Raw genomic sequence first — 448 nt, forward strand, 5'->3', positions numbered from 1 at the left:
CCTCTCGAGGGGGCGACTACCGCCACAGCCGCCGAGGCGGCCTGAAAGCCGACCTGGCTCTTCAGCTGTCCGCGTTGTCCTTCTCTGATGCGTTCACTCATTTCGGACATGTACACCAAACCCCTGTAGGAGCCGGCTTGCTGGCGATGGCGTCCGTCCCGCCAATAATAAATGCGTCGACTGACCCACCGCTGTCGTCGGAACGCCGCCCGCAGCAAGCCGGCTCCTACAATGGATTGGGTTCACACGATTCAAAATTGTAGGAGCCAGCTTGCTGGCGATGGGCGCCAACGATAACGCGGGCTGTCTGAATGAACGCGTTGTCCCGACGCTTTTCGCGGGCAAGCCTCGCTCCTACAGGGAATCGCGTTTGCTTTTGATTTCCACCACTCATCAGGTCGAGCGTTAGCTCGCCTTCAGCTTTTGATCTGAGCGCCCCCTCGAGAGG

General features: G+C 59.6%; 1 protein-coding gene. It reads right to left on the reverse strand.

Translation table 11 applies throughout. From position 1 onward, the window contains the following. Positions 1–226 precede the first annotated feature (226 nt). The coding region (locus tag ACM6IO_RS27940; RefSeq protein WP_414912618.1) for a hypothetical protein at positions 227–448 on the reverse strand (222 nt) is incomplete at its 5' end.

It is taken from the genome of Pseudomonas sp. IT-P44 (assembly GCF_949768225.1).
GTDB classification, from domain to species: Bacteria; Pseudomonadota; Gammaproteobacteria; order Pseudomonadales; family Pseudomonadaceae; genus Aquipseudomonas; species Aquipseudomonas migulae.